Origin of the sequence: Nocardia wallacei, assembly GCF_014466955.1 — a bacterium.
GTDB classification, from domain to species: domain Bacteria; phylum Actinomycetota; class Actinomycetes; order Mycobacteriales; family Mycobacteriaceae; genus Nocardia; species Nocardia wallacei.
This window is the reverse complement of sequence record NZ_AP023396.1, coordinates 1,466,248-1,489,494: the sequence shown is the minus strand read 5'-3', so window position 1 is coordinate 1,489,494 and position 23,247 is coordinate 1,466,248. Positions and strand designations below refer to the sequence as shown.

Genomic DNA, 23,247 nt, shown 5'->3' with positions numbered 1-23,247 from the left:
GAAGATAGGGGGGTGAGTTTCTGGCCCGCGCCCCATACCGACCGATCCGTGCACGCGACCGTGACCCTGCCCGGGTCGAAATCGATCACGAACCGGGCATTGATTCTGGCCGCGCTGGCCGACCGTCCCTCGACGATCACCGGTGCGCTGCGCAGCCGTGACACCGATCTGATGAGCGCCGCGCTGCGGGCGATGGGCACCGAAATCGACGGGGAGGGTGACACTCTCACCGTCACCCCGGCGGAGGCGCTGCACAACGCGACCGTCGATTGCGGGCTGGCCGGCACGGTGATGCGCTTCCTGCCGCCGGTGGCCGCGCTCGCCCACGGCGACGTGGCGTTCTTCGGCGACGAACAGGCCCGGCTGCGTCCGCTCGGTCCGATTTTGGACGCGGTGCGGCGGCTCGGCGTGGAGATCGACGGCGATTCGCTGCCCTTCGTGGTGCACGGCTCCGGCACGCTGCGCGGCGGGGAGGTGACCATCGACGCGTCCGGTTCCTCGCAGTTCGTGTCCGGACTACTGCTGTCGGCGGCGCGCTTCGAGCAGGGCGTGACCGTGCGGCACGACGGCGCGCCGCTGCCGTCGCTGCCGCACATCGCGATGACCGTGCAGATGCTGCGGGAAGCGGGCGTCGAGGTGCAGGCGCCGAGTGGCCCACGCGCCGAACAGGTCTGGTCGGTGGCGCCCGGCCCGATCCACGCCGTGGACTGGGACGTCGAGCCCGATCTGTCCAACGCCACCCCGTTTCTGGCCGCCGCGGCGGTGACCGGCGGCGAGGTGACCGTCCCGCACTGGCCGTCGCTGACCACTCAGGGCGGCGACGTGATCCGGGAGATCCTGGTGCGCATGGGCGCCGAGGCCCGCCGCTCCGACGGCAAGCTGGTGGTGCGCGGCCCGGACCGGCTCGCCGGTATCGATATCGACCTGCACGACGTCGGCGAGCTCACCCCGACCGTCGCGGCGCTGGCGGCGCTGGCCGATTCCCCCTCTCGGCTGCGCGGCATCGCGCACCTGCGCGGGCACGAGACCGACCGGCTGGCCGCCCTGTCCACCGAGATCAATCGCCTCGGCGGCAAGGTCACCGAGACCGAGGACGGCCTGCACATCGAACCCACCGCGCTGCGCGGCGGCCGCTGGCACTCCTACGCCGACCATCGCATGGCCACCGCCGGCGCCATTCTGGGCCTGCGGGTGCCGGGCGTGACGATCGAGGACATCGGCACCACCGCCAAGACGCTGCCGAACTTCGTCGAACTCTGGGACGCCATGCTGTCCGACGGCCAGGTCGACGCCGGCCCGGCGGGAGCGGTGCGCTGAGACGCCGCGAGTACGACGAGTCCGATGTCCGGGTGCGCCCGGGCAGGGGCTCGCGTCCTCGCACGAAGACCCGGCCCGAACACCGCGACGCCGAGCAGGCCATGGTCACCGCGGTGGACCGGGGCCGGTGGAGCTGCGTGCTGGGCGGCGACCCGCAGCGGCCGATCGTGGCGATGCGGGCCCGGGAGCTGGGCCGCACCCCGATCGTGGTCGGCGATCAGGTCGACGTGGTGGGCGATCTGTCCGGCCGCCCCGACACACTCGCCCGCATCGTGCGGGTGGCCGACCGCCGCACGGTGCTGCGCCGCACCGCCGACGACACCGATCCGTTCGAACGGGTGGTGGTGGCCAACGCGGAGCAGCTGTTCATCGTGGTGGCGCTGGCCGACCCGCCGCCGCGCACCGGATTCGTGGAGCGCGCCATGGCCGCCGCGTATGCCGGTGGGCTGGAACCGATTCTGTGCCTGACCAAACACGATCTGGCGGCCGAATCCGAATTCGCCACGGAATTCCGGGATCTCGATCTCACCATCGTCTTCGGCGGCCGCGACGACCCGCTCGACGACATCGACGCGCTGCTGCGGGACAAGCTCAGCTGCCTGCTCGGCCACTCCGGCGTCGGCAAGTCCACACTCGTGAATCGCCTTGTGCCGGAAGCGGATCGGGCCGTGGGCGTGGTGTCCGGGGTGGGCAAGGGACGGCACACCTCCACCCAGTCGGTGGCGCTGGCGCTGCCCGACGGGGGCTGGGTCATCGATACTCCCGGCATTCGCTCCTTCGGCCTGGCGCACATCACCCCCGACGACGTCATCCAGGCCTTCGCCGACCTGGCCGAGGCCATCGAGGACTGCCCGCGCGGCTGCACCCACCTCGGTCCGCCCGCCGACCCGGAATGCGCGCTGGACGAACTTCCCGGCAAGCAGCGCCGGGTCGAGGCCATCCGCCGCCTGCTCGTCGCCCTCAATTCCAACGATCCGTGGATGGTCGGGAACGGCTAGCGACTAGCGGTCGGAGATCTCGTAGACCACGTTGCGGCCGTCGCGGACGACGGTGCGCATGTGCTGCTTGTAGACGATCACCGTGCCGTTCGGGCGGCGTTCCTCGATGTCCACGTCGAAGGAGTCCCATGCCCGTTCGACGACGCGGACGCAGTGCGTGGTGCCGATCGGGATCTCGGCGTCGATCCCGCGCTGCATGTCCTCGGCCTTGGAGACGTTGACCGTGTCGGGCGCGACGAAGGCCTGCGCGTTGCGGCCGCTGCGCTCGGCGTAGTACGCGTGCTCGAAGCCGAGGATCGCGCCCGCGCCGCTGGCGGTGTCGCCGGGGCCGTTGCCGATGGTCAGGTTGCCCGTCTGTTCCGGCGCGCAGGCCGGTTTCGGCGGGGGCGGCGCCGCCACGGGGGCACCGGACTCGTCGCGCTGGCCGCCCGCCGCCAGTGCCACAATCGCGCCCACGGCGACGGCGGAAGCCACCAGCGCGACGGCGAGTACGACCCGCAGCCGCCCCGGCACCCGGCGTGATTTGCGAGCGGGCGGGGCCAGCGTGCGCTGTACGACATCAGGGTCGAGCGCCCACTCCGGCGTCGGAATCGGCGGCGCGGCGGCCGGTGTGCTCGCCGGGGCGTCACCGGGTTGCCACGTCAGCCCCGGCTGCTGCGCGGGGATGTCCTGCATCAGCCAGTCGGGAGGCCCCAGAGGCGGACCGAACCCCGGCAGTTGCTCCGGTCCGGGCCCGGTATCAGCGGGCCGGTTGGACCGGCCGATATCCGCACCCACCGCTCTCCTTCCCTCCTGTCCCACAAGAGGTCTCACACCACGACGACGATGCCACCGCGGCGTCGCCACTCACAACAACAACGCCTTCCCATCATTGGCAACAATGGATAGTTGCGCCGAGCCCGAACAGTCTCTCGCATTCGGGCCGTTCCCGCCACCGCAATCATGATCATTTCTCCCGGGACAAAACCACGGAGGCCACGCGGAGAAACGTGCAACGGAATCAATACCGAACAGAAACATACCGCAGCGGGCCGTTATCGGAATACCGTTACTCGGCCGATGAAAATAATTGCCGCCCGCAATGTCCGACAAGCGCCGGTGGCGCAGCGAGGACAGCGGACGGCCACCACCGCCGCTCGCTATCAGTAACTTGCCGGAAACACATACTGCGACCCGATCCCGCCGGACCCGGCCGGGCCGTCGGCAGCCTGGCCAGCAGCACCCCTGCCACCGCCTGGAACAGGCGTGATCCAGGTCTCAGACCAGGCATGTTAATCGTGTCACAGGATCCGACCGGCAGGCATGCCCGCGGCTCGCCGCCGTACCCGCGCGACCGTCCCGGCACCCGGAGGGCAAACCCCACGGAAGACGGCGATTCGGACACTGTCCAACGACTCGCCTCCAATTTCTGAGTCGTAGACATTTCGCAAACTTCGATGTGACCCAGCTCTCCGGGTGGTACCGTTGTTGCGGTTGACCTCGTCAGTACTCGGTTCTACGGTAATTCCGACGGTCGAAGCAGCCCGTCGCCGATTCAAACTAAATATTCGACCGGAGAAAATGGGCGATCCCCGTTCACCTCACCGGTCCAACGATATAAAGAAAGCCTCAGGCTCAGAAGAATGGTTCAGCCAAACCCACGGCACAGCAATGAAGTTCAGCTTCGTCGACCCGAGAACGGGCGGCAGGCACGCGATCTCGCGACGACCGCTCGCGACGTACGTGTGTACTGGGGTTTCCTATGTGCGGCAGCGTTGAGCCTCGCCACCACCGTCCTGCTCTTCCAGCCCTGGCTCACCGCGCAGGGGCCGAACGGCCGCATCCTGGCCGACGCCTTCGGCCGGACGCAGGGCACCACCGATTCGAACACCGCCGATACCTGGGGCGAGGGCGCGTACCCGGCCCACATCAGCGGCGGCTGGGGCATTCTCACCGCCGCGGCGGCCATCACGACGATCTTCGCGGTCGGCCTGTACCTGCGCGACGGTAGCGCCTCACTGGCCCTGCTGGTCCTGGGATCCAGTGCGGGGCAAGCACTTTCGGTGTTCTGCACCCTGCTGTACCTCAACGGCAAGAGCCAGCCGTTCAAGACCCTGGTCGAGACTTCCGGCACCGGCGGGCTGCGAGACCTGCTGTCGGGCAACGGCACCTCCAATATCCGCGAGGTCGCCAGCGTCAGCCTCGGCGCGGCGGCCATGCTCGGCGGCATCACCGCGCTCGGCTCCGTACTGATCGTGCTGACCTCCATCATGCCGATCCGCAGCCACGGCCAGACCGCGACCGAACTGCCCGCCGGTCCCGGTCCGGACGCCCCGGCCCAGCCGACCCCGGCGCCCGAGATCACGTATACGGCCAAGGCGTTCAATGCATCCGACGAGCGCCGGGCCGCCGTCCCCGCGCCGCAGCCCGACGAGCGGCCACACGCCGAGGCTCGCCGCCTGGACGGGATGATCGTGCGCCTGCCGTTCGCGCCGAGCACCGCCCGGACCGAGGTCCCGCTGTTCGCGGGGTCGGCCGCGGAACGCTGAGGTTCGCGAACACACACACGATGGGCACCCGCTCCACTACGGAGCGGGTGCCCATTGCCTTATCGCCGCTCGGCACGCAACGGAAATGCGCCGGCGGAAGCGGCGAGCGCGGCGGCGTCGGCCGCACGGTCGGGAAGACCGGGATCGGGCGGCGTGCGCAGCAGCACCAATTGGTGGTAGAGCGGCGCGGTCGAGGCGACCAGCAGCGCACGCGCATCGACATCGGGGGAAAGTTCTCGACGCCGGATCGCCCGCTCCACGACGATCTCGCACTGCGCGTACCGGTCCTCCCACAGGCGTCGCAGCGCGCGGGCGGCCTCCTCCGACCGGAACGACACCGCGATCAGGGCGGCGGCGATCGACGGCTGCTCGAGTAGCGAATCCTGAATTTCGGTGTTGAGCGCCGCCAGATCTCCGCGCAGTGAGCCGGTGTCGGCCGGCTGCCAGTCGAGATCGGCCGCGGCGGTGAAGATATCGGCGATCAACCCGCCGACGTCGTGCCAGCGCCGGTAGATCGTCGCGCGGTGGACTCCGGCGCGGGCGGCCACGGTGTCGATGGTCAGCGCGTCGTAGCCGTGCTCGGCCAGTTCCGCCTGCACGGCTTCGAGCACCTGGGCGCGGATGCGGGCGGTCCGGCCGCCCGGGCGGGCATGGGCGGCCGGACCGGAGCCGCCGGTCGGCCGGGAGCTGCCGGCAGGGGGTGCGGGATTCATCGTCGGGATCCGTTTGCTTGACGGGGCAGGGTTACGGCGCTATCTTAATGCAACAGTTGTCGCACTAGTGAGGTTGCCGATGTTCTTCCGGAGTGTTCACCCGGCCCTGCGGTCCCCCATGGCCGCGCAGTCCTCGAACGCTTCGGAGTGCACGCATGCCAACCCAGATCACCGCGCTCGCGGTCAGCAAATCCTTCGACGGCCGATCCGTCCTCGACGCGGTGACGTGTGCGCTCGCCGCAGGTGAGCGCACCGGCATAGTCGGCGAGAACGGATCCGGCAAGACCACCCTGCTGCGCCTGTTCGCCGGGCGGGAGCGGCCCGATCAGGGTGAGATCGTCGTCCAAGCCCACGGCGGGGTGGGATATCTCGCGCAGGACGAGCGGCTGTCGCCGGAACTGACCGTCCAGCAGGTCATCGATCGGTCGCTGGGCGAGCTGCGCGCGATCGAGCGGCGGATGCGCCGTCTCGAGGTCGCCATGACCGCGGGCGACGAGTCCGCGATGGCCGAATACGGCGAAGTGGCAACGGTTTTCGAGCTGCGCGGCGGTTACGACGCCGACGCCCGGGTGGAACGGGCGCTGCACGGCCTGGGCCTGGGGTTGGTGGATCGGCACCGCACCGTGGGCGGGCTGTCCGGCGGCGAGCAGGTGCGGTTGCGCCTGGCCGCCGTGCTGGCCGCGGGCGCCGAGGTGCTGCTGCTCGACGAGCCGACCAATCACCTCGACGACGCCGCCCTGAGCTGGCTCGAGGAACACCTGCGTACCCGGCGTGGCACCACCGTGGTGGCATCACACGATCGGGTATTCCTCGAGCGGGTCGCCACCAGCCTGCTGGAAGTCGACGGGGACACCCGGGGGGTGGTGCGCTACGGCAACGGCTATGCCGGATTCCTCGCGGGGAAGGCGGCGGCGCGGGCGCGATGGGCGCAGGAGCACGCGCAGTGGCAGGCCGATGTCGAGCGGCTGCGCGAGGCCGCCGCGACCACGGCACGCCGCGTCGCCCCCGGGCGCGCGATGCGGGACAACAACAAGATGGCCTACGACCGGGCCGGTGGGCGAGTGCAGCAGTCGCTGGCCGCCCGCGTCCGCAACGCCGAGGAGCGCCTGCGCCGCCTGCTCGCCGAGCCGGTTCCGCCGCCCCCGCAGCCGCTGCGTTTCACCGCCGCCGTGCGAACGGGCCGGGCGCGCGGCACCGTACTGGACGCCACCGACGTCACCGTCGCGGGGCGGCTGGACCGGACCAGCGTCACGGTCCGGGCCGGTGACCGTCTGCTGATCACCGGACCGAACGGCGCGGGCAAGACCACCCTGCTACGGGTACTCGCCGGGGAACTCGCTCCGGACGGCGGCACCGTCACCCGCGGCGGCAGCATCGGATTCCTCGAGCAGCAGCCGCGCCCCGCCGCACCCGGCGAGACGCTGCTGGCCGCCTTCGCCCGCGGTCGCACCGGGGATCTCGCCGAGCATGCCGAGCGGCTGCTGTCGCTGGGCCTGTTCGACCGGGGTCGGCTCGCGACACCGGTAGAGCAGCTGTCCACCGGGCAGCGGCAGCGGCTCGCGCTGGCGCGGTTGGTCACCGAGCCGTCGGATGTGTTGCTGCTGGACGAGCCGACCAACCACCTGTCCCCCGGCCTGGTCGAGGATGTGGAGGCTGCCCTGGCCGCCTATCGGGGCGCGCTCGTGATCGTCAGTCACGATCGGCGGTTGCGGGCGCGGTGGCAGGGCGCCCGGCTGGATCTTCGGACACCGGCCGCCGCCGGTACCTGACGCCCGGCACCGCCGAGCACACCACTTACGTTCTCACAGAAGGAGATTCGCTATGCCTGCGGTTCCCGCGGACCCGACCGTCCTGCACCCCATGCCCGGCCAGCCGCGTGTCGTGATGTTGCGGCCGCTGGTCACCTCGCCGCTGATCGAGGTCGGGGAATTCTCCTACTACGACGACCCCGACGATGCGACCGCCTTCGAGACCCGCAACGTGCTGTATCACTACGGACCCGAGAAGCTGATCATCGGGAAGTTCTGCGCGCTCGGCACCGGGGTCCGCTTCATCATGAACGGCGCCAATCACCGCATGGACGGGCCTTCGACGTTCCCCTTCCCGATGATGAGCGCCGCGTGGTCGGAGCACTCCGACCTGCTGGCCGAGCTGCCGAATCGCGGACACACGATCGTCGGCAACGACGTCTGGTTCGGTTACGGCGCGACGGTACTGCCCGGGGTGCGGATCGGGCACGGCGCGATCATCGGCGCGCGGGCCGTCGTCACCGCCGACGTCCCCGACTACGGCATCGTCGGCGGCAATCCGGCCCGGCTCATCCGCACCCGGTACGACGAGCGCGATATCGCGCGGCTGCTGGAGGTGGGCTGGTGGGACTGGCCGGTGGAGCACATCACCGAGCACATCCGGGTGATCATGTCCGGCACCGTCACCGAACTGGAAGGACTGCGGCCTCGCTGACGACTCACATCGTCGCCTTACGTGCATTCCGACGGTCGTCGGGCCGCCCGTTGCGGTACATACTGGTGACTCGGAACATCGACGCCGGAATACCACACTTCTGGCGAGTCGAGAACGTGGACAACAGAGCCGTCGTCTATGTGTACGAACACGACTCTGCGAATACACCTCGCTGTAAGCGTTGCGCATCAACGCTTCTCAGTCGTCGGCGGAGTCGAAGCAGTACCCCCGCAGCCGGTGCTTGCCGCGCGGAAGGCGGGGCAGTCGGCCGGGTTGCCGGGGTGGCGGCATTCCAGTAGGCCGCTCAGGTAGTCGTGGGCGGTGGCGAGGGTGTCCATTTCGGCGCGGATGGCGGACATTCGGGCGGCCACGGTCGCGCGCCAGTCCGGGCCGGTGCCGCCGTCCAGGAGGGCCGCGATATCGGCGAGGGCGAGGCGGCCCGTCGCTCGCCAGAGCTTGATCAACGCGATCCGGTCCACCTGATCGCGGGGGTAGTGGCGACGGCCCGCCCGGCGGTCCGGAACCAGGAGTCCTTGGCGCTCCCAGTAGTGCAGCGTGGAGATCGGCAGGCCGAAGCGCGCGGCGACCGTGGCGATGCCGAAGGACTCCGGCGACTTGTTCATCCGATCATTTGAACTCAACCCGGGTTGAGGAAGCAAGGTAATCCTAACTTTCTCTACGACCTGGGAGTTCGGTTGAGTCGGAAACACTTCACGCTGTGCGAGGCCGCCGCGGCGATACGGTCGGGCGCTGTCTGCAGTACGGAACTGGTCGAGGACGCGCTCGCCGCGGCCGACCGGTGGGACGATCCGCTCGGGATCTACGTCACCCGCACCGATGACCTCGCGCTGGCCGCCGCCGAACGAGCCGATCGCGAGCTGGCCGCCGGGCACGATCGCGGACCGCTGCACGGAATTCCGTTCGGGGTCAAGGATTTGATCGCCGTCGCAGGGGTGCCGACAACCGCGCAGAGTCTCGTCCGGCAGCGGGAGCGGGCACCCGAACGCCATGCCGAAGTGGTCGAGCGCCTGCTCGCCGCGGGCGCGGTGATCACCGGCAAGACCACGACGACGGAGTTCGGCTGCGGCCTGCCGGACCCGGCGAAACCCTTTCCGGTGCCGCGTAATCCGTGGGATCCGCGGCGGTGGGCGGGCGGGTCCAGTTCGGGATCGGCCGCCGGGGTGGCCGCGGGTGTCTTCTCCGCGGGTCTGGGCACCGACACCGCGGGCAGCATTCGGGTGCCGGCGGCGTTCTGCGGAGTGACCGGGCTGGCACCGACTTTCGGCCTGGTGCCCACGAACGGCTGTGTGCCGCTGGGGTACAGCCTGGACCGGGTGGGTCCGCTCGCCCACGGGGCCCGCGACTGCGCCGCCGTACTCGACGTGCTGGCAGGTGTGGACCCCGACACCTTCCGGCCGCCGGACCCCGATACGGGACTGGCCGGGCTGCGGATCGGCGTTGTCCGCGAACACCATCTGCCGTCCACGGCCGACCCGGCATTGCCCGCGGTCTTCGAGCGCGCGGTCGCGGTGCTGGCAGAGCTGGGAGCTGCGGTCACCGAGGTCGTGTTGCCGTTCTGGATCGAAGCCGTCACGGCGACGATGGTCGTCGCGAGCGTCGAAGGGCTCGCCCAGCACCGCATCGATCTGGCCGGCCACTGGGAGGATTACACCTCGGCGGCGCGTAGTCTGCTCGCGAACGGGGCCATGATCGGTGGCGCCGACTACGTCCAGGCACAGCGGGTGCGCTCCCGAGTGCACGATGCGGTGACCGAGCTGTTCACCACCGTCGACGTCGTCGTTTCCCCGACCGCTGCCGCCGCGGCGCCCCTCCTGGCCGCGCTGACCGACGAATCCGGGCATCAGGACAATGACGCGGCGTACGGCGCTGCGTTCACCCCGTACTGGAACTGCGTGGCCAATCCGGTGCTGTCGATGCCGATGGGCCACAACGCCGCAGGCCTGCCACTCGCCATGCAGATCGCGGCGCCGTGTTTCGCGGACGCCACCGCGCTGCGAGTGGCGGCGGCCTTCCAGGATCACACCGAGTGGCATCGGCCCCGAGCCGTCGGCTCCCCCTTCCCCACGAGCAGCGAGGCGCGCGCATGACAGGGAACGACCGGCCCGAGGTGATCGTCACCGCCGCCCTGAACGCCGCGAACCTGCCCGCGCACGGAGTCGAGCTCGCGGAAATGATCGACCGCTATCCGAGACTGCGCGCGGCGATCGACGCGCTGTACGTCGTGCCAGGCATCGAGGACGCGACGCCAATTCGGCCACGGTGACAAGAACCCTCGTCACCTGACCGGACAGGAGCGCCCACCCCGTTGTGCGGGGTGGGCGCGCTTGCTGCCGAGATTACCTGCGGCGCTTGGACTTCGGGGGCTTGGCGCCGTGGCGGGAGTCGGCGCGGGCGGCCTCGCGGCGCTCGCGGCGGGTCATGCCGTCGTCGGCGGGGTCGGCACCGTATTCCTCGCGGGCGCTGTGGCGGGCCGCGTGGCCGCCCTCGTCCGGGCCGGAGTAGGTCAGGCCGCTGACGTCGCGCTGGTCGATTCCCTTGGCGCGCAAGGCAGCCGGGGCGCCGTTGACCGGCTCCTCGACGGGGGCGCCGGCGCCGACCGGGGAACGCAGGCCGGGGGCCACCGCGGAGGTCTGCGGCTGGGGCTGCTGGACTTCTACCTGCAGGTTGAACAGGAAGCCGACCGACTCCTCCTTCAGCCCCTCGAGCATGGCGGCGAACATGTCGAAGCCCTCGCGCTGGTATTCGACCAACGGGTCGCGCTGGGCCATGGCGCGCAGGCCGATGCCCTCCTTGAGGTAATCCATCTCGTAGAGGTGCTCGCGCCACTTGCGGTCCAGCACCGACAGCAGCACCTGGCGTTCCAGATTGCGCATGCTGCCCGGACCGGCCAGGTCGTCGATCTCCTTCTCGCGGCGCTGATAGGCGTTGTGGGCATCGTCGAGGAGGGCGTCGAGCAGTTCCTCGCGGGACAGCTCACCGATCTCGCCGTCGGAGTTCTCACCGGTCAGGTCGCGGTAGTCGAGGCCGATCGGGTACAGCGTCTTCAGCGCCGTCCACAGCTTCTCCAGGTCCCAGTCCTCGACGTAGCCGTCGGCGGTGGCGCCGTTGACGTAGGCCGTGATCACGTCGGTGATCATGTTCTCGACCTGGCCCTCCATGTCCTCACCGGACAGGATGCGCTGGCGCTCGGCGTAGATGACCGTGCGCTGCTGGTTCATCACCTCGTCGTACTTCAGGACGTTCTTGCGGATCTCGAAGTTCTGCTGCTCGACCTGGGTCTGGGCGCTCTTGATGGCGCGGGAGACCATCTTCGCCTCGATCGGCACGTCGTCGGGCAGGTTGAGCCGGGTCATGATCGACTCCAGCGCCGCGCCGTTGAAGCGCCGCATCAGCTCGTCACCCAGCGACAGGTAGAAGCGGGATTCGCCCGGGTCGCCCTGGCGGCCGGAGCGGCCGCGCAGCTGGTTGTCGATGCGCCGCGACTCGTGCCGCTCGGTGCCCAGCACGTACAGGCCACCGGCCTCACGCACCGTCTCGGCATCCTCCTCGACCTGCTGCTTCACCCGTTCCAGGGTGGGCAGCCAGTGCCGCTCGTACTCCTCCGGCGTCTCGACCGGGTCCAGACCTTGGCGGCGCAGCAGCGTGTCGGCGATGATGTCGGGGTTGCCGCCCAGCACGATGTCGGTACCGCGACCGGCCATGTTGGTCGCCACGGTGACCGCGCCCGGACGACCCGCCTCAGCGATGATCTGGGCTTCCTGCTCGTGGAACTTGGCGTTGAGGACGTTGTGCGGGATGCCGCGCTTGGTGAGCAGCTTCGACAGATACTCCGAGCGCTCCACCGAGGTGGTACCGATCAGCACCGGCTGGTTGCGCTCGTGCCGCTCGACGATGTCGTCGGCGACGGCCGCGAACTTCGCTTCCTCGGTCTTGTAGATCAGATCCGACTCGTCGACGCGGATCATCGGCTTGTTGGTCGGGATCGGCACCACGCCGAGGTTGTAGATCGAATGCAGCTCGGCCGCTTCGGTTTCGGCGGTACCGGTCATACCGGACAGCTTGTCGTAGAGGCGGAAGTAGTTCTGCAGCGTGATGGTGGCCAGCGTCTGGTTCTCGGGCTGGATCTCCACCTTCTCCTTGGCCTCGATGGCCTGGTGCATACCCTCGTTGTAGCGGCGGCCCACCAGGATGCGGCCGGTGAACTCGTCGACGATGATCACTTCGCCGTTGCGGACGATGTAGTCCTTGTCGCGGACGTACAGCTCCTTGGCCTTGATCGCGTTGTTCAGGTAGCTGACCAGCGGCGAGTTGGCGGCCTCGTACAGATTGTCGATGCCCAGCTGGTCCTCGACGAACTCCACGCCCTGCTCGTGCACGCCGATGGTGCGCTTCTTGATGTCGACCTCGTAGTGCACGTCCTTCTTCAGCAGCGGCGCGATGCGCGCGAATTCGGCGTACCACTTCGAGGAGGCGTCGGCGGGGCCGGAGATGATCAGCGGGGTGCGGGCCTCGTCGATCAGGATCGAGTCGACCTCGTCGACCACGGCGAAGTTGTGCCCGCGCTGGACCAGATCCTCCAGCGAGTGGGTCATGTTGTCGCGCAGGTAGTCGAAGCCGAACTCGTTGTTGGTGCCGTAGGTGATGTCGGCGTTGTAGGCGACGCGCCGCTCGGCCGGGGTCATGCCGGACAGGATCGAACCGACCTCGAGACCGAGGAAGCGGTGCACGCGGCCCATCCACTCCGAGTCGCGCTTGGCCAGATAGTCGTTGGTGGTGACGATGTGGACGCCGTCGCCGCTGAGCGCGTTGAGGTAGGCGGGCAGCACCGAGGTCAGGGTCTTGCCCTCACCGGTCTTCATCTCGGCGATATTGCCGATGTGCAGCGCGGCGCCACCCATCACCTGCACCTTGTAGTGCTTCTGGTTCAGCACGCGCCAGGACGCCTCGCGGGCGACGGCGAATGCCTCGAGCAGGATCTCGTCCAGGGATTCGCCGTCGGCGTAGCGCTGCCGGAACTCGTCGGTCTTGGCCCGCAGCTGCGCGTCGGTGAGGTCGGCGTACTCGTCCTCCAGGGCGAGCACTTCGTCGGCCAGCCGCGCGAGCCGCTTGACGACGCGGCCCTCACCAATCCGTAGCAACCTCGTCAGTGTCAGCGCAGGCACGGGTCTCGTCAGTCCTCTGGTCGGTGTCGTGGTTTGCGGCGCTTCATCCCCGGGTCCCCGCGGGCGGGGTCCGGTTACGCGGATGCCGCGGCAACGCCCATGGTAATGCGGCCTCCATGGTAGGCGCCGCTCTCACCTGAGCCGCAGTGCGGCCAACCGCCACTCACCGCGGCGCACGACGATGCGGGCCGCGACAGCGAAGCGCCGGTTGCCGCGATCGTAACCGCCGCAGACCTCGGCGGTGCCGGGCGCCACGATCGTCGTCCGGACCGATGCCAGCACCGCCGGGCCCAGCCGCCGCTCGGCCGCGCCGGTGCGGACGAGCGTCCGGACCGCCGCGAGCACCGTCGGCTCGGCGACTGGTCGCAGCTGTGCGACCGGCCGGCGGCCGTCCACCACCTCCAGCACCAGGCGTAGCGATCGTTCGGCGAATCGCTTTGTCCCGGAATCTATTTCGCCCTCGGCGGGGTACGATGTAGAGCGTCCGTCGTGCGGCGAACGGCGCGGCGCCCGGCCCGGGGCGCCGGACACGAGCCCGCGCGCGGACGCATGATGGCAGGGCAGCGTGGCTCGGCTCGCCGGACCACCGTGCCGCACCGGATGGCCGGAATCACCGGCGTCGTCCAGCGGTGGCTCGAAATTCGGCGCGCGTGACAGAGACCGGCGTCGGCTGCTCATGAATTCCCCCTTCGTAGTCGTCTCCCCCTGACACGAATCGGACCAGCATGCCATGGGGACCGCCGGGCGCAAAGGCTTTTCCTCGGTATCGCGACATGTCCCACACGCCGGGCCGGGGCGGTTTCGGTGACATCACAATGGAGCGGGTATCGGAAGGAGCATCCGGCAGCGTGATCACGAGACTGACGCCGCAGGACGCGTCGTTCCATCGGCTCGAGTCGAGCAGCAATCCGATGCACATCGGCTCCCTCGCGATCGTGCGTGATCCCGCGCCCGCCGACGACTCCGGCCGGGCGCCGCTGGACTACGACGGACTCGTCGATCTGGTGGAGAACCGGCTGGCCCTGGTCCCGCGCTACCGGCGCAAGGTGCGCGAGATCCCGTTCGGCCTGGGCCGCCCGGTGTGGGTGGACGACGGCCGGTTCGACATCACCTATCACGTGCGCCGCGCGGCGCTGCCCGGTCCGGGCACCGACGCGCAGCTGCACGATCTGGTGGCCCGGCTGGCGTCGCGGCCCCTGGACCCGACCCGGCCGCTGTGGGAGATGTACCTGATCGAGGGCCTGTCGGGCGGCCGCCGGGCGGTGTTCACCAAGACGCATTCGGCGCTGGTCGACGGCGGCACCGCACTGGAGATCGGGCACGTCATCCTCGACGCCGGACCGTCGCCGCGCGAGGTCGCCGACGACGCCTGGATCGCGGTGCGCGAGCCCGGCGAGGTAGAACTGCTGGCCCTGACGTTGATCGAGCTGGCCGGGCGGCCGCGCGAGGCGTTCGAGGTGCTGCGGCAGGTCGGCGGCGACGCGCTCGGGCTCGTCGGCGGCCGCGCGCTGGAGAAGGCCGTCTCGCTGCTGCGCGGCACCGCGTCGGGCCGCGACGGCCCGTTCCACACCCACACCTCCCGCAACCGCCGCTTCGACGTGGTCCGGACCGATCTGGAGGACTACCGCGAGATCCGGCGGCACTTCGACTGCTCCGTCAACGACGTGATCCTGGCCGTGGTGACCGGCGCGCTGCGCATCTTCCTGCAGTCGCGCGACGAGGTGCTCACCGAATCCGCGGTGCTGCGGACGGTGGTCCCGATGTCGGTGTACCTCGAGGGACCGCACGGTGATCGGCTGAAACCGGCCGGCGAGGTGTCGTCGTTCGTGATCGATCTGCCGGTGGGCGAGGCGAATCCGGTGATGCGGCTCTCGCACATCTCGCACTCGATCGAGGCGCACGCCCGGAATCGGCGCGGCGTGCGGGCCCGCACCCTGGTGCACATGGCTGGTTTCGCCCCGGCGAGCCTGCACGCCATGAGCGTGCGGGCGGCGAGTACGTTCGCAGAGCACACGTTCGATCTGGTGATCACCAACGCGCCGGGTCCGCAGCGGCCGATGTACATCGGCGGCGCGCGGATGCTGGAGATGTACCCGGTGTCGCCGCTGCTGCGCAACCAGGCCTCGAGCATCGGCATCACGTCCTACGACGGCCGCGTGTTCTACGGTCTGAACGCCGACCGCGATGCGATGGCCGATATCGGAGTACTGTCCGCGGCGGTGCACGAATCCATGGAGGAGATGCTCGGTGCCTGCGTCCAGTGAGTCCGGCAAGCCCGCGGGTGACCGGAAGCTACGCGTCTACGTTCCGGCGACCGTCCCGATGCTGCGCGAGCTGGTGGCCGACCGGGAGCTCCGCGCGATCAACGACACGGCGTTCGCGGTGACCCCGGCGCTGCGCGAGGCCTACGCCTCCGGCGACGACGAGGAACTGGCCGAGGTCGCGATGGGCGAGGCCGCCCGGGCGGCGCTGCGCCTGCTCGCCGAGGAGCGCGAGGCGGCCAGCGCGCCCGCGGGTGACGACGGCCCCTATTCCGGGCCGGTCTACCGCCGCGCGGTGATCGCCGCCGACGTCACCGGCGCCGCGCTGCGCCCCGACCTGGACGACGCCGTAGTCCGGCTGTCCGGCCCGATCGCCTACAACCGGATCGCCTCCGTGCACGTCGACCTCGCCGAGGCCGAACCGGCCGTGGCCAAGGCCGTGGACGTCGTGGACGCCGCGGATCTGGGCGACGAGGACGCCGAGTTCGTGCTCGGCGACGCCGAGGACCATCAACTGGCCTGGTACGCCACTCAGGAGCTGCCGTTCCTGCTGGAACTGATGTGAGCGTGCCGCGGTAACCTACGATGCCGTAACCTGGCACCGGGAGAGCGCGCAATCGAGCGCGCCGGCATCGTTCAACACAGTGAAATGAGCATCCGCACGATGGTCCTGAAATCCGTACAAGGCGTCCGGGAATGGTTGGAGGCACCGGTCGCCGAGGCGAAGATGTCCGGCCGGACGCGGCTGAACGCGCTGCGCGGCGCGGCCGCCCGGGTCACCACCCCGCTGCTGCCGGACGACTATCTGCACCTGATCAACCCGCTGTGGTCGGCGCGCGAGCTGCGCGGGCGCATCGTGTCGGTGCGCAAGGAGACCACCGACGCGGTCACGCTGGTCATCAAGCCGGGCTGGGGGTTCGATTTCAAGTTCACGCCCGGTCAGTACATCGGCATCGGCGTGCTGGTCGGGGGCCGCTGGCACTGGCGCTCCTACTCGCTGACCTGCCCGCCGGACTGGACCGATCCCGACAGCCGGTCCAAGCGGCTGATCTCCATCGCGGTCAAGGCGATGCCGGAAGGTTTCCTGTCCAGCCACCTTGTCAACGGGGTCCCCGAGGGGACCGTCGTGCGGCTGGCCGCACCGCAGGGCGGTTTCGTGCTGCCGGAGCCGCCGCCCGCGAAGGTGCTGTTCTTGACCGCGGGCAGCGGCATCACACCCGTGATGGCCATGCTGCGCACCATGGACCGGCGCGGCAGCTGGCCCGACGTGGTGCACGTGCACTCCGCCCGCACCGCCGACGACGTGCTGTTCGGCGCCGAGCTGAGCGAACTGCACGACAAGCATCCGAGCTTCACCTCGCACCGGCATCTGACCGCCGAGCACGGCAAGTTCGGCCTGGACCGGCTCGATGAGCTGTTCCCGGACTGGCGCGAGCGCGAGACCTGGGCCTGCGGCCCGCTGGGCATGCTCGACGACATCGAAAAGCACTGGGCCGCAGCAGGTCTCAGCGACAAGCTGCACATCGAGCGGTTCGAGGTGGAACGCTCCGCGGTCGGGCAGGGCGGCACCGTCACCTTCGGCCGCAGCGGGCGCACAGCGACCGTCGACGGCGCCACCACGCTGATGCAGGCCGGTGAGGACGCCGGTGTGCAGATGCCGTTCGGTTGCCGCATGGGCATCTGCCAGACCTGTGTCGTGTCTCTCACCGACGGCCACGTGCGCGATCTGCGCAACGGCGCGGAACATCAAGCCGGGGAGAAGATTCAGACCTGCGTCTCGGCCGCCGCCGGGGACTGCACCCTCGACGTGTAGCCGCGGGCACCACTCGGGTTCACCGGAACCCGATACCCTCGAAGGTAGTCGAGCCTCCGGGCCGCGAACACGCCGTACCGAAGGCACGGCCCGAGAAACACAGGGAGCAGGGAGACGCGGTGGCCATCACCGATATCAAGGCATTCGCCCATCTGACGGCGGCCGATATCGAGACCCTGGGGCAGGAACTCGACGCGATTCGCCGGGATGTCGAGCTATCGCTCGGCGAACGCGACGCGACCTACATCCGCCGCACCATCCGCGCCCAGCGCATGCTGGAGGCGGCCGCCCGCGCGACGTTGTTCGCGGGACGCAACCGGTGGGCCTGGGTGGCCGGTACCGCGATGCTCTCGGTCGCCAAGATCATCGAGAACATGGAGCTGGGGCACAACATCAGCCACGGGCAGTGGGACTGGATGAACGACCCGGAGATCCACTCCACCACCTGGGAGTGGGATATGACCGGGCCGTCGGCGCAGTGGCGGCGCGCGCACAACTACTCCCACCACACCTACACCAACGTGCTCGGCAAGGACGAGGACCTCGGCTTCGGGATCCTGCGGATGACCCGGGACGAGGAGTGGAAGCCGCTGCACCTGGCACAGCCGGCGGCGAACCTGCTGCTGGCCGCGACCTTCGAGTGGGGTATCGCGCTGCACGACTGGAGCATCGACAGGGAGCTGTCCGGCACGCCGCGCTGGCAGGTGATGTCGGAGCCGAACCGCGTGTTCGGACGCAAGATCGCCCGGCAGGTCGGCAAGGATTTCGTCATCTACCCGGCACTGACCGGCCCGGGATGGAAGGCGACGCTGAAGGCCAACGCCGCCGCCAACCTGGTTCGCAACCTGTGGGCTTACGCGGTCATCTTCTGCGGCCACTTCCCCGACGGCGCCGAGAAGTTCACCATCGAGCAACTGGAGGGCGAGACCCGCGGCGAGTGGTATCTGCGGCAGATGCTCGGCAGCGCGAACTTCTCCGCGGGCCCGGTGATGGCCTTCATGAGCGGAAATCTCTGCTATCAGATCGAGCATCACCTGTTCCCGGATCTGCCCAGCAACCGCTATCCGGAAGTCGCGCGCCGAGTCCGGGAGCTGTGCGACAAGTACGACCTGCCCTACACCACGGGCTCGCTGGGCAAGCAGTATCTGCTCGCCTTCCGCACCATCCACAAGCTGGCGCTGCCGGACCGGTTCCTGCGGCGCACCGCCGACGACGCCCCCGAGACCTCCTCGGAGCGCAAGTTCGCCGGGATCACCCTGCCCGCGCTGCCGAGCACCGAGCAGTGGGCCGAGTCCCACTGGCCCGTGGATCCGGTGACCGGGCAGCGGCGCGGGCTGCGCTCGGCGCTGGCCGAGGCGAAGGTGGCGCTGAAGGAGAAGGCGCGGAAGGAGAAGGAGTCGCTGCACGAGGCGAAACTGGCCCTGCAGGACAAGGCCCGGCAGGAGAAGAAGGTGCTGCGGCAACGGGCCTTGCGCGAGCGCGCGATCCGGCGGGTACGCCGACGTCAGCGGTCCAATTAAGCACATGTTGGCCACGATCACAATGCGGCGTACGCCACAGTTGTGAATCGATCGAGCAACAACCTACGGAGCCGTAACCTACGGTAGTGTAACCGGCATGGCGATCTCGGATGTCAAGGAATACGCCCACCTCACCCCCGAGGATGTGGAGGCCATCGGTGCCGAGCTGGATTCGATCCGGCGCGAGATCGAGGCGTCCCGTGGCGAGCGCGACGCCAAGTACATCCGCAATGTGATCCGGCTACAGCGCGCGCTCGAGATCTCCGGCCGCGTGGTGCTGTTCGCCAGCTTCCTGCCGCCGGCCTGGCTGGCCGGTACGGCGCTGCTGAGCACCGCCAAGATCATCGAGAACATGGAGATCGGCCACAACGTCATGCACGGCCAGTGGGATTGGATGAACGATCCCGAGGTCCACTCCTCGACGTGGGAATGGGACAACGTCGGCCCGTCGGAGCACTGGAAGATCACGCACAACTTCCTGCACCACAAGTACACCAACGTGCTGGGCATGGACGACGACATCGGCTACGGCCTGCTGCGCGTCACCCGCGACCAGCGCTGGTCGCCGTTCTATCTCGGCCAGCCGGTGTACAACCTGCTGCTGCAGATGTTCTTCGAATACGGCGTCGCGATCCAGCATCTGGAGCTGGGCAAGGTCGCCAAGAAGAAGTGGCCCGCCGACAGCCCGGAGCGCAAACAGTTCGAGGCGGACCGCCGCCTGGTGCTGAAGAAGGTCGGCAAGCAGGTCGCCAAGGACTACCTGATCTTCCCGCTGCTGACCGGCCCGGCGTTCTTCTCCACGCTGACGGCCAACATCACCGCCAATGTGGTGCGCAATGTGTGGACCAACGCGGTCATCTTCTGCGGCCACTTCCCCGACGGCGCCGAGAAGTTCACCAAGGCCGACATCGACGGTGAAACCCAGGGCCAGTGGTACCTGCGGCAGATGCTGGGCAGCGCCAATATCTCCGGTGGCCCGCTGCTGCACTTCATGACCGGCAACCTCTCGCACCAGATCGAGCATCACCTGTTCCCGGATCTGCCGAGCAACCGGCTCGCGGCGATCGCGGTGCGGGTGCGCGAGCTGTGCGACAAGTACGACCTGCCCTACACCACCGGGTCGCTGCCGGTGCAGTACGCCAAGTCGTGGCGCACCATCATCAAGCTGTCGCTGCCGAACAAGTACCTGCGCCGCAGCGCCGACGACGCCCCGGAGACCAGGTCCGAGCGCGTCTTCGGCGGTGCGGCCACGATCGACCCGGCCACCGGTCGCCGACGCGGGCTGCGCACGGCCCTGCAGGAGGGCCGTCGCCGGATCGCGCGCCGGGCCGCGGCGGCCGTCGCCTGAGCTTCCCGTATTCACGCACCCCGTATCGGTTCCCCTCTCCGATACGGGGTGCGCCTTTGTGCGGGGATTTCAGGATGCCGACGGACCGGTCCGCCCGCCCGCCTGATTGACTGAGGCCCGTGTTGGCTCAACCCGGTATCTACGACGTAATTCGACAACGGCGCGACGTGCGCGCGGAATTCACCGGGGAACTGGTCGACGACCAGACGCTGCTGCGGATCCTCGACGCCGCGCACCGCGCACCGAGCGTCGGCAATTCGCAGCCGTGGGATTTCGTCGTCGTGCGGGACCGCGGACGGCTGGCGCGCTTCGCCACGCACGTCGCGCGGAAGCGCACCAAGTTCCGAGACGCGCTGCCGCCCGAGCGGGCCCGCGTCTTCGATCCGATCAAGATCGAGGGCATCATCGAGAGCGGCACCGGCGTCGTCGTCACCCACGACGACGGCCGCGGCGGGCCGCAGGTCCTCGGGCGGGCCACCGTCCCCGAAACCGGGCTCTACTCCACGATTCTCGCCATCCAGAACCTGTGGCTGGCCGCCACCGCCGAGGGCGTCGGCGTCGGCTGGGTGAGCTTCTACGACGGCCCGTTTCTCACCGACCTGATCGAGTTGCCGCCGGGCATCCGGCCGGTCGCGTGGCTGTGTGTCGGCCCGGTGCACGAGTTCCAGCAGACACCGGACCTGGAGCGCTTCGGTTGGCGCGCGCGCCGCCCACTCGCGGAGGCGGTCCACTGGGAACGCTTCCGGCGCTGAGTGCCGCTGCGCGCCAACGACTTTCCCGCGTCGTCACTCAGACGCGTTCCAGCACCGCCGACGCACCGATGCCGCCTGCCGCGCAAATGCCGAGCAGGGCGGCGCTCTTCCCGGAGAGGGCGAGTTCGTTGGCCATGGTGGTGACCATGCGGGCGCCCGTGGCACCGAAGGGGTGCCCGAGGGAAACCGAGCCGCCGTGCACGTTCAGGATCGCCGGGTCGATCTCACCGACAGCGGTATCGCGGTCGAGGCGGGTCTTGGCCCACTCGTCACTGCTCAGGGCGGCCAGCACGGACAGGGTCTGGGCGGCGAAGGCCTCGTGGATGTCGACGAAATCGACGTCGGCGAGCGACATTCCGGCCTTGTCGAGGGCGCGCGGCATGGAGATGGCAGGCCCGATCAGCACCTGGTCGCGCGGGTCGACGCTGACGTAGCTCCAGGAGCGGAACGCGGCCAGCGGCTGCAGGCCCAGCTCGCGGGCCTTCTCCTCGCTCATCAGCAGCACCGCGGCGGCCCCGTCCGTGAGCGGGCTGGCATTGCCGGCGGTGACGGTGCCGTTCTCGGCGAACACCGGCGCGAGGGTCGCGAGCTTCTCGACGCTGGTGTTGGCCCGCACCAGGCCGTCGCGAGTGATCGACTTCCCTTCCGGCGTCACGACTTCCAGCACCTCGCGGTCGAAGCGGCCGGACTCGATGGCCGCCGCGGCCCGGTGGTGTGAGCGGGCGGCGAACTCGTCCTGCGCGGCGCGGGTGACACCGTGGATGCCGGCCATCTTCTCCGCCGACTCCCCCATCACCTCGCCGGTGGTGCGCTCCTCGATCTTCGGCCGGCGCGGCAGGAGATCGGTGAACGGCGCCAGTTGCGCGACCGCCGACAGGTAGTCCTTGGCCTTCGGCTTGCCCAGGGCCAGCGGCGCCGCCGCGTGCACCATCTTCTGCGGCAACTTGACCTCGGCGTTGCTGGTCGAGTCGCTGCCGCCGGCGATCATGATGTCGTACTCGCCGCGCTCGATGGCGGCCGCCGCCGTGGTGACCGCCTGTAACCCGGACGCGCAGGCCCGGGTCACGGTGTGGCCCTCACAGCCCGGGTCCAGCTTCAGGTCCAGGGCGATCTCCCGCGCGATGTTCGGGGCCGCGCTGGGCAGGATGACCCCGCCCCACACGATCGCCTGCACCTGCTCTTTGGGCAACGCGGTCCGTTCCAGTAGCCCCGCGACCGCCACGTCGGCCAGGTCGATGGAGTCCATCCGGGTGTAGTCGGTGAACGCCCGCACGAACGGCGTGCGGACCCCGGAGACGATGACGGCACGGCGAGCGCCCTGGGTTGCCATGGGAATCCTTTCGAGAGAACCACCTGGCCACCAAACTTACTCCGAGGTAAGAAAAAAATCGAGACACGGTGTCACAGACAAATGACCCTCGGGCGGCGTAGTCGGTGTCCTCGATTCCCCGTGACGGATCGGAAACGGCCCCGACGGGTGCGCCGATCGGATTCCCCGGCCACAGGGCCGAAGGTGGAAACCAACGGCCCCGTGCGCGAACGGGAGATGCCGCTACGCGAGCCGGATCAGGCCGTAGTCGAAGGCGTGGCGGCGATAGACCACCGACGGTCGGTCGGTCTCACGATCGTGGAAGAGGAAGAAATCGTGGCCGACGAGCTCCATCTGGTAGAGCGCATCGTCGACCGACATGGGATTCGCCGGATGCACCTTCGTCCGGACGATGTGGCCCGGACCGGCGTACTCGCCGGATTCCGTTTCCTCGGAACGATGTTCGTGGGTGGCGGTCCCGTTGACCGGAACCGGTGCCGCCTCATCGACCAGCGTGGCCGTGGCCTCGGCCACCGAGAGGGGGGTCTTCTCCCCGTAGTGCACGCGCCGCCGGTCCTTGCTGCGGCGCAGGCGGCTCTCCAGCTTCTCCACGGCCGACTCGAGGGCGGCGTAGAAGCTGTCCGCGCAGGCCTCGGACCGGGCCACCGGTCCCTTGCCGCGCACGGTGATCTCCAGGCGCTGGCAACTCTTGCGCTGGCGGCGATTGCGTTCGTGGAACAGCTCGACGTCGAACAGATAGATCGATGGATCGAAGCGCTCGAGCCGGGAGAGCTTCTCCTCCACGTGGATTCGGAAATGATCGGGAACCTCGACGTTGCGGCCCTTCACCACGACGTCCGCTCGAGGCGTCCTGGGCCGGTCCGCTGCAGGCTGCTCGGCGCCGTTGCGTTCGAACTCGAACGCAGAGCCGTCACGGACCGAGGGATCTGCTGCTTTCACTGAAGGTCGTGAAGTCGTCACGCGTACCTCCCGGATCTGGCCGCACAACCGATGCATGTGCGGCGGGATTCAACCGCGCCGA

At 69.2% G+C, this 23,247-nt stretch carries 20 protein-coding genes; 13 read left to right on the top strand and 7 right to left on the bottom strand.

Annotated features, from left to right (window positions below):
- Positions 1 to 12 precede the first annotated feature (12 nt).
- Entirely contained in the window at positions 13 to 1,317 is a 1,305-nt protein-coding gene (gene aroA / locus NWFMUON74_RS06830; protein WP_187687117.1) for a 3-phosphoshikimate 1-carboxyvinyltransferase, read from the top strand.
- Positions 1,314 to 2,315 carry a ribosome small subunit-dependent GTPase A gene (gene rsgA / locus NWFMUON74_RS06825; protein ID WP_187688982.1) on the top strand — a complete coding sequence of 334 codons (1,002 nt, stop codon included), beginning with the start codon at positions 1,314 to 1,316 and terminating at the stop codon, positions 2,313 to 2,315. Before aroA ends, rsgA begins: the two co-directional genes overlap by 4 nt.
- A 3-nt stretch (positions 2,316 to 2,318) precedes the next feature.
- Here rsgA and NWFMUON74_RS06820 read toward each other — a convergent pair whose 3' ends face one another.
- Positions 2,319 to 3,092: a DUF8176 domain-containing protein gene (locus NWFMUON74_RS06820; protein WP_187687116.1), complete on the bottom strand. Its 774-nt coding sequence runs from the start codon at positions 3,090 to 3,092 to the stop codon at positions 2,319 to 2,321.
- A gap of 977 nt (positions 3,093 to 4,069) precedes the next feature.
- On the opposite strand from NWFMUON74_RS06820, the gene NWFMUON74_RS06815 reads away from it, so the two are divergent.
- Positions 4,070 to 4,843, top strand: coding sequence for a hypothetical protein (locus tag NWFMUON74_RS06815; protein ID WP_187687115.1), 774 nt, complete (start codon positions 4,070 to 4,072; stop codon positions 4,841 to 4,843).
- A gap of 59 nt (positions 4,844 to 4,902) precedes the next feature.
- On the opposite strand, the gene NWFMUON74_RS06810 is transcribed toward NWFMUON74_RS06815, so the two are convergent.
- On the bottom strand, positions 4,903 to 5,556 hold the full coding sequence (locus NWFMUON74_RS06810; RefSeq protein WP_187687114.1) for a TetR/AcrR family transcriptional regulator: 654 nt from the start codon (positions 5,554 to 5,556) through the stop codon (positions 4,903 to 4,905).
- Between the two features lie 155 nt (positions 5,557 to 5,711).
- Here NWFMUON74_RS06810 and abc-f point away from each other — a divergent pair, with 155 nt between their 5' ends.
- On the top strand, positions 5,712 to 7,325 hold the full coding sequence (abc-f, locus tag NWFMUON74_RS06805; RefSeq protein ID WP_187687113.1) for a ribosomal protection-like ABC-F family protein: 1,614 nt from the start codon (positions 5,712 to 5,714) through the stop codon (positions 7,323 to 7,325).
- A 52-nt stretch (positions 7,326 to 7,377) separates the two neighbouring features.
- Positions 7,378 to 8,019 carry a CatB-related O-acetyltransferase gene (locus tag NWFMUON74_RS06800; RefSeq protein ID WP_187687112.1) on the top strand — a complete coding sequence of 214 codons (642 nt, stop codon included), beginning with the start codon at positions 7,378 to 7,380 and terminating at the stop codon, positions 8,017 to 8,019.
- 188 nt (positions 8,020 to 8,207) lie between these two features.
- Here NWFMUON74_RS06800 and NWFMUON74_RS06795 read toward each other — a convergent pair whose 3' ends face one another.
- Positions 8,208 to 8,642 (bottom strand): MerR family transcriptional regulator, encoded by a 435-nt coding sequence (locus tag NWFMUON74_RS06795; protein ID WP_187687111.1) that lies wholly within the window; start codon positions 8,640 to 8,642, stop codon positions 8,208 to 8,210.
- A 72-nt stretch (positions 8,643 to 8,714) separates the two neighbouring features.
- Between NWFMUON74_RS06795 and NWFMUON74_RS06790 the strand changes: the two genes are divergently transcribed.
- Both NWFMUON74_RS06790 and NWFMUON74_RS06785 read left to right on the top strand, forming a co-directional pair.
- Positions 8,715 to 10,127, top strand: a complete 1,413-nt coding sequence (locus NWFMUON74_RS06790; RefSeq protein ID WP_197986977.1) for an amidase — start codon at positions 8,715 to 8,717, stop codon at positions 10,125 to 10,127.
- Positions 10,124 to 10,303, top strand: a complete 180-nt coding sequence (locus tag NWFMUON74_RS06785; protein ID WP_187687110.1) for a hypothetical protein — start codon at positions 10,124 to 10,126, stop codon at positions 10,301 to 10,303. Before NWFMUON74_RS06790 ends, NWFMUON74_RS06785 begins: the two co-directional genes overlap by 4 nt.
- Before the next feature lie 73 nt (positions 10,304 to 10,376).
- Here the strand turns inward: NWFMUON74_RS06785 and secA are convergent, their stop codons facing one another.
- Both secA and NWFMUON74_RS06775 read right to left on the bottom strand, forming a co-directional pair.
- Positions 10,377 to 13,202, bottom strand: a complete 2,826-nt coding sequence (secA, locus tag NWFMUON74_RS06780) for a preprotein translocase subunit SecA (RefSeq protein ID WP_187687109.1) — start codon at positions 13,200 to 13,202, stop codon at positions 10,377 to 10,379.
- A 132-nt stretch (positions 13,203 to 13,334) separates the two neighbouring features.
- Positions 13,335 to 13,880 (bottom strand): Rv3235 family protein, encoded by a 546-nt coding sequence (locus tag NWFMUON74_RS06775; RefSeq protein WP_187687108.1) that lies wholly within the window; start codon positions 13,878 to 13,880, stop codon positions 13,335 to 13,337.
- A gap of 170 nt (positions 13,881 to 14,050) precedes the next feature.
- Here NWFMUON74_RS06775 and NWFMUON74_RS06770 point away from each other — a divergent pair, with 170 nt between their 5' ends.
- The 6 genes from NWFMUON74_RS06770 (at position 14,051) to bluB (ending at position 20,896) form a co-directional block, all read left to right on the top strand.
- A complete protein-coding gene (locus NWFMUON74_RS06770; RefSeq protein WP_187687107.1) occupies positions 14,051 to 15,466 on the top strand; it encodes a WS/DGAT/MGAT family O-acyltransferase in 1,416 nt (471 codons plus the stop codon).
- Positions 15,450 to 16,028, top strand: a complete 579-nt coding sequence (locus tag NWFMUON74_RS06765; protein WP_425300847.1) for a DUF6912 family protein — start codon at positions 15,450 to 15,452, stop codon at positions 16,026 to 16,028. The genes NWFMUON74_RS06770 and NWFMUON74_RS06765 overlap by 17 nt, the downstream gene beginning before the upstream one ends.
- A gap of 84 nt (positions 16,029 to 16,112) precedes the next feature.
- Positions 16,113 to 17,276: a ferredoxin reductase gene (locus NWFMUON74_RS06760; protein ID WP_425300848.1), complete on the top strand. Its 1,164-nt coding sequence runs from the start codon at positions 16,113 to 16,115 to the stop codon at positions 17,274 to 17,276.
- 119 nt (positions 17,277 to 17,395) lie between these two features.
- Positions 17,396 to 18,796 (top strand): fatty acid desaturase family protein, encoded by a 1,401-nt coding sequence (locus tag NWFMUON74_RS06755; protein ID WP_187687106.1) that lies wholly within the window; start codon positions 17,396 to 17,398, stop codon positions 18,794 to 18,796.
- Between the two features lie 97 nt (positions 18,797 to 18,893).
- Positions 18,894 to 20,144, top strand: a complete 1,251-nt coding sequence (locus tag NWFMUON74_RS06750; RefSeq protein WP_187687105.1) for a fatty acid desaturase family protein — start codon at positions 18,894 to 18,896, stop codon at positions 20,142 to 20,144.
- Between the two features lie 122 nt (positions 20,145 to 20,266).
- A complete protein-coding gene (gene bluB, locus NWFMUON74_RS06745) occupies positions 20,267 to 20,896 on the top strand; it encodes a 5,6-dimethylbenzimidazole synthase (protein ID WP_232111117.1) in 630 nt (209 codons plus the stop codon).
- Between the two features lie 37 nt (positions 20,897 to 20,933).
- Here bluB and NWFMUON74_RS06740 read toward each other — a convergent pair whose 3' ends face one another.
- Together NWFMUON74_RS06740 and hpf are read right to left on the bottom strand one after the other, a co-directional pair.
- Positions 20,934 to 22,226 (bottom strand): acetyl-CoA C-acyltransferase, encoded by a 1,293-nt coding sequence (locus NWFMUON74_RS06740; protein ID WP_187687104.1) that lies wholly within the window; start codon positions 22,224 to 22,226, stop codon positions 20,934 to 20,936.
- A gap of 222 nt (positions 22,227 to 22,448) precedes the next feature.
- Complete coding sequence (gene hpf / locus NWFMUON74_RS06735) at positions 22,449 to 23,057, bottom strand: ribosome hibernation-promoting factor, HPF/YfiA family (RefSeq protein WP_425300438.1); 609 nt, start codon at positions 23,055 to 23,057, stop codon at positions 22,449 to 22,451.
- Positions 23,058 to 23,247 lie beyond the last annotated feature (190 nt).